The 5,674-nt window shown below is 64.5% G+C and carries 4 protein-coding genes; 1 reads left to right on the forward strand and 3 read right to left on the reverse strand.

Going from position 1 to position 5,674, the window contains the following annotated elements; genetic code table 11:
• Positions 1–630, forward strand: a 630-nt coding sequence (locus ACSDR0_RS49180; RefSeq protein WP_435295888.1) for an XRE family transcriptional regulator, incomplete at its 5' end; no start/stop codon positions are given.
• Between the two features lie 48 nt (positions 631–678).
• Here the strand turns inward: ACSDR0_RS49180 and ACSDR0_RS49185 are convergent.
• From ACSDR0_RS49185 to ACSDR0_RS49195, 3 genes are all read right to left on the reverse strand, one after another.
• Positions 679–1,185 carry a DUF1877 family protein gene (locus tag ACSDR0_RS49185; RefSeq protein ID WP_435295889.1) on the reverse strand — a complete coding sequence of 169 codons (507 nt, stop codon included), beginning with the start codon at positions 1,183–1,185 and terminating at the stop codon, positions 679–681.
• Between the two features lie 190 nt (positions 1,186–1,375).
• Positions 1,376–5,131, reverse strand: coding sequence for a hypothetical protein (locus ACSDR0_RS49190; protein ID WP_435295890.1), 3,756 nt, complete (start codon positions 5,129–5,131; stop codon positions 1,376–1,378).
• 25 nt (positions 5,132–5,156) lie between these two features.
• Positions 5,157–5,513 carry a hypothetical protein gene (locus tag ACSDR0_RS49195; RefSeq protein WP_435295891.1) on the reverse strand — a complete coding sequence of 119 codons (357 nt, stop codon included), beginning with the start codon at positions 5,511–5,513 and terminating at the stop codon, positions 5,157–5,159.
• Between the last annotated feature and the right edge of the window lie 161 nt (positions 5,514–5,674).

The following is a 5,674-nucleotide window of genomic DNA, read 5'->3' on the forward strand; positions in this document are numbered from 1 at the left end:
GGCCGCATCCCTCACCCTCGCCACCGCCTGGCCGTCGCCGACCTCCTCGAAGTCGACGAGAACGACCTGTGGCCCGACAACATCCGCCAGCGCCGAGGACTCTCCAACGAGATCAAAGCCGTCTACCCACACCGCTGGACCGTGCCCGCAGACACCTGGCGCAGCTTCTTCGAATCCGCAAGCAAGGAGATCTGCATCCTCGTCTACAGCGGACTCTTCCTCGCCGAAGATGCCGGACTTCTCCGGATCCTGGCCGAACGAGCAGCGGTCGGGGTGAGAGTCCGCATCCTGCTCGGCGACCCCAAGAGCCCGCACGTAACCGCCCGCGGAGTCGAGGAAGGCACCGGTGGCGACGTCATGGCGGCCCGGGTCGAGAACGCGCTCACCCTCTACCAGCCGCTCCAAGATGTCGACGGAGTCGAAATCCGCCTGCACCGCACGGTGCTCTACAACTCCATCTACCGCGCGGACGACGAGCTCTTGGTCAACCTGCACGCTTACGGCACCAGGGCGCCTGAGGCACCCGTCATCTACGTGACACAGACCGAGAACGACAGCACGGCAACGACCTACCTCGACAGCTTCGAACGCGTCTGGCGCGATGCTACAACGGCCAGCAAACGCACCTGACACACGAACAGGCGTCGCAGGCTTCGAGCGTCCTCGAAGACCAGGCGATCAGTCCCACCACAGCACGACAGCTAGACCACGACGTGCAGCTTCGGTGTAGAAAGCGAGCAACGCAGCAAAGTGCCGGGTCAGATACGCCTGCGGCTCCTCCACACCTGGCAGCATCTCAACGGTCACAGCTGACGCTTCAGCGCTGTGCGATGAGAGAGCGGCCACCATCACCGAGTCCGTCTCTCGCAGCGCCAGAGCAACCGCGGCGACGCCAACAGGACTCAGGAAGGTAACCGGTTGTCCCCATACGGCGCCCGGGTGATCCCGGTAGTCGCTGTTCACTTCTCCGTCTCCGCTGAGCGCACGCCTCAATACGGCAAGAGCATCGTCGGCACAGGTCAGAGCACAGACCCACAGCAGCGGCTCGGGAGCCCAATCCAAATCAAGGTGATCAGGCTGCGGAGCCATCTCAAAGGAACAGAGCCGCTCCAACTCGTCAACCGACTGCTGGCAAGCCTCAAGTTGCGCTGCCGAGATCCTGGCAAGCTGCTGCGTCACGGCCACGGTCGACAGTCTGACAGCCCTCACTCCAAGATCGAAAGAAACTTATCTGTCCGTCTTCAAGGGCGTGCCGCCTGCGGCGACCCGCCGCGCGTGGGCGGTCGCTGGCCGCGCTGCGGCTCTTCGGCCGGTCGTGGCCGCGCCACCCACGCGCCATTTGCCTTCAACGAGCCTGTTGAGCTCCGAAGGTTCTTCATCGTGGCTTACGATCAGCCTGCTCTATCGCTTGCGCAAGTCGGCAACCTGCGGCCGGTTCAACCTTTACGACGCTTTTTAGTAGATCAACATGGCCCAATCTGCTCAATCCCCACGCGAGTAGCTGACGATTTCGAGATATGTCGTTGTGATTCACGATCGAGACAATGGCCTTGGCTTGAGAGTCGGAGTTGGTGATGGAGCGGGCTATGGTTTCGGCCTGTTCGTGCTCACCTACACCAGCCAACGCCCCCACCAACACCGTCAACGCCCGCACTTGAAGGCGGGGATCGGTGATGGAGCGGGCTATGGTCTCGGCCTGTTCGTGCTCACCTACACCAGCCAGCGCCCCCGCCAGCACCGTCAACGCCCACGTTTGAAGGCGAAGATTAGTGATGGAGCGGGCTATGGTCTCGGCCTCTTGAGCGAGCAGCCGAGCACGCTCGTGCTCACCTGCACCAACCAGTGCCTCCGCCAACGCTGTCAACGCCCGCGCTTGAAGGTCGGGATCAGTGATGGAGCGGGCTATGGTCTCGGCCTGTTCGTGCTCACCTGCACCAGCCAGCGCCCCCGTCAACACCGCCAACGCCCGCGCTTGAAGGTCGGGATCAGTGATGGAGCGGGCTATGGTCTCGGCTTCTTGAGCGAGCAGCCGAGCACGCTCGTGCTCATCTGAACCAGCCATCGCCTCCATCAACGCTGTTAACGCCCACGCTTGAAGGTCGGGATCAGTGATGGAGCGGGCTATGGTCTCGGCCTGTTCGTGTTCACCTACACCAGCCAGCGCCCGCACCAGCTCCGTCAACGCCTGCGCTTGAAGGTCGGGATCGGTGATGGAGCGGGCTACGGTCTCGGCCTGTTCGTGTTCACCTACACCAGCCAGTGCCTCCGCCAACGCTGTTAACGCCCGCGCTTGAAGGTCGGGATCGGTGATGGAGCGGGCTATGGTCTCGGCCTCTTGAGCGAGCAGCCGAGCACGCTCGTGTTCACCTGCACCAGCCAGCGCCTCCGCCAACGTCGTCAATGCATGCGCTTGAAGGTCGGGATTGGTGATGGAGCGGGCTCTGGTCTCGGCCTCTTGAGCGAGCAGCCGAGCACGCTCGTGTTCACCTGCACCAGCCAGCGCCTCCGCCAACGCTGTCAACGCCCCCACTTGAAGGTCGGGATCGGTGATGGAGCGGGCTACGGTCTCGGCCTGTTCATGTTCACTTACACCAGCCAGCGCCTCCGCCAACGCTGTCAACGCTCGCACTTGAAGGCGGGGATTGGTGATGGAGCGGGCTACGGTCTCGGCCTGTTCATGTTCACTTACACCAGCCAGCGCCTCCGCCAACGCTGTCAACGCTCGCACTTGAAGGCGGGGATTGGTGATGGAGCGGGCTACGGTCTCGGCCTGTTCATGTTCACTTACACCAGCCAGCGCCTCCGCCAACGCTGTCAACGCTCGCGCTTGAAGACGGGGATTGGTGATGGAGCGGGCTCTGGTCTCGGCCTTTTGAGCGAGCAGCCGAGCACGCTCGTGCTTACCTGAACCAGCCAATGCCTCCGCCAACGCTGTCAACGCCCGCGCCTGAAGGTTGGGATCAGTGATGGAGCGGGCTACGCTCTCGGCCTTTTGAGCGAGCAGCCGAGCACGCTCGTGCTCATCTGAACCAGCCAGCGCCTTCATCAACGCTGTCAATGCTTGCGCTTGAAGGCGGGAATCGGTGATGGAGCCGGCTACGGTCTCGGCCTGTTCATGTTCACCTGCACCAGCCAGCGCCTCCGCCAACGTCGTCAATGCATGCGCTTGAAGGTCGGGATCGGTGATGGAGCGGGCTACGGTCTCGGCCTGTTCGTGTTCACCTGCACCAGCCAGCGCCTCCACCAGCTCCGTCAATGCATGCGCTTGAAGGTCGGGATCGGTGATGGAGCGGGCTCTGGTCTCGGCCTCTTGAGCGAGCAGCCGAGCACGCTCGTGTTCACCTGCACCAGCCAGTGCCTCCGCCAACGCTGTTAACGCCCGCGCTTGAAGGTCGGGATCGGTGATGGAGCGGGCTATGGTCTCGGCCTCTTGAGCGAGCAGCCGAGCACGCTCGTGTTCACCTGCACCAGCCAGCGCCTCCGCCAACGTCGTCAATGCATGCGCTTGAAGGTCGGGATCAGTGATGGAGCGGGCTACGGTCTCGGCCTGTTCGTGCTCACCTGCACCAGCCAACGCCCCCACCAACGCCGCCAACGCCCGCACTTGAAGGTCGGGATCAGTGATGGAGCGGGCTACGGTCTCGGCCTGTTCGTGTTCACCTGCACCAGCCAACGCCCCCACCAACGCCGCCAACGCCCGCACTTGAGAGTCGGGATCGGTGATGGAGCGGGCCAGAGCCTCAGCGCGAACGGTGTGACCTAGCCGCGCCCATACTGCGGGTAACTCGGTCGGGAGCCTCGCGTTGCGCTCGGCCAACCGATCGCGGGTATAGGCGAGCAGCAGCATCGCCGACAGATCCGGCTCGTCCTGCCCGCAGATAACTGCCTGACAGGCGGTGATCTCAGCCAGCGCCGCAGCATCACCCCCGCTGATGTCCAGCATCCGATCAAGCCGCGCCTCATCGGTCGCGCATGCCACCATCCGTTCCAGATCACCCACCGAACCCAGCAACCGGTGATAGCCCCGCAGCAGATACTCCGGCGTCTCGGTCGGCCACCTCCGATCCCGATAGCTCTGCGCCCACGCATGAATCCGGTCACGACACCCCGACAGCATCCGCGCCCTCAGCGACTCCACCGCGGCGGCGTGAAGCTCCTCATGCGCCAGCACGAATACCCGCGCCCCCGTACCCGGCCGCCACAAACTCTCCCGACCGGTAAATGTCCGCCCCGACACCGCATGCAACCACTTGCGCACCACACCCACCGGCGACCCGGTCAGCTCCGCCAGATTCTCAACACTCAAACCACCACCCGCGGCCACCAGCAACCCCAACAGGTCACGCCCTACGGCATCCCCGTGTAATACATGCTCCAGCTCACGCTCAGCGTCATCACGGATGACCTGCGCCGCAGGCGACGGCGTCAACACCCGCACGATCCGCGCATCTCGCAACGGATGCCCCACCGGCACATCTGATGGCACCGGGGGATTGGGCCGCCCGGCCACCACCACCCGCAACCCCTCCACCACCACCGGCGGCAACAACGCCGCGATGCTGTGCGCCCCCGGCCCGACCGTCACCCCCCGATCCTCGTCCAACCCATCCACCACCAACACCAGCCGCTCACCGGCCTGCACACACGCGCGAGCGGCCTCCTTCAACAACCGGTTGAACCACCCCTGCTGCGTCGACACCCCCAACAACGGCGGCAGCGACTGCCCCAACAGCTCCGCCAACTGCGGCAACACCACATCCAAGAACGCCTGACGATCACTCTGCCCCGCATACCGGGCCGTGATAAAAAACGACACCACCCGCACCCCGACCGGGGGATGCAACACCAGCGTCGCCATCAACGCCGACTTACCCGCCCACGCCGGCCCCTGCCACCACACATAATTCGAACCACCCTCACCCAAGCAGAACGCCGCCAGCCCGGCCAACTCCTCAGAGCGGCCCTCCAACGTCCACGGGAAGATCTGCTCAACCTGCTCCAGATACGCCGACCGCGCCACCGGCTCCCGGTAGACATCCCCGATATGGATACCTGTGTTGGCATACCCGCCCGACTCGGCTGACGCCGTCCCGCTCTCCCGGACACCGCCCTTCCAGCGCCCGCCGTCCATACCCGCGCCTGCCCTTCGAACGGCGTCAGCTCAACCGGATACCAGAGTTGGCATCGCCCTCACCCAACGCTTTGGCGTCCCCGCTTCGGTCCACCGCCAAATCTCCGGAAACAGCCCCAGACTTGGCCACCACACCGGTGTTCGCATTCCCCGCCCCCGAAGCTGTCGCCGCTCCCGTCTTCTTGACACGCACCCGGCTACCACCGGCCGGGACCGCCGGCCAGCCTGCCCACAGCGCCACCCCGACCGCCGCCAGCCCCGCCAGCGCCGACACCGCAGTCGCAACCTTGTTCGCGCTCTCCCACTGCAGCCAGACCAGCATCACGGCCACACCGGCCACCAGTACAGCCGTTCCCACCAGAACCCACCGCCGAGCCGTCATCCCCGCATTGTCCTCCCACAGAGCGTGACAACGCATAACAATTCACATATCGGCCGCCGCGAGAACATAAGAGGCTGCCGCGCCGCTTCCGGTGCTAATGACGGTCGGGTGGTCACGTCCCGCCTGGTCAGTGATCGATGGGATGCCTACTTCCGGTGCAA

It is taken from the genome of Streptosporangium sp. G11, from assembly GCF_051192615.1.
Taxonomy (GTDB): Bacteria; Actinomycetota; Actinomycetes; order Streptosporangiales; family Streptosporangiaceae; genus Streptosporangium.

Excerpts from the sequence above, each read along its gene's own strand:
- ACSDR0_RS49190 (WP_435295890.1), bottom strand. The coding sequence starts at position 5,131 with ATGGACGGCGGGCGCTGGAAGGGCGGTGTCCGGGAGAGCGGGACGGCG.
- ACSDR0_RS49195 (WP_435295891.1), bottom strand. The coding sequence starts at position 5,513 with ATGACGGCTCGGCGGTGGGTTCTGGTGGGAACGGCTGTACTGGTGGCC.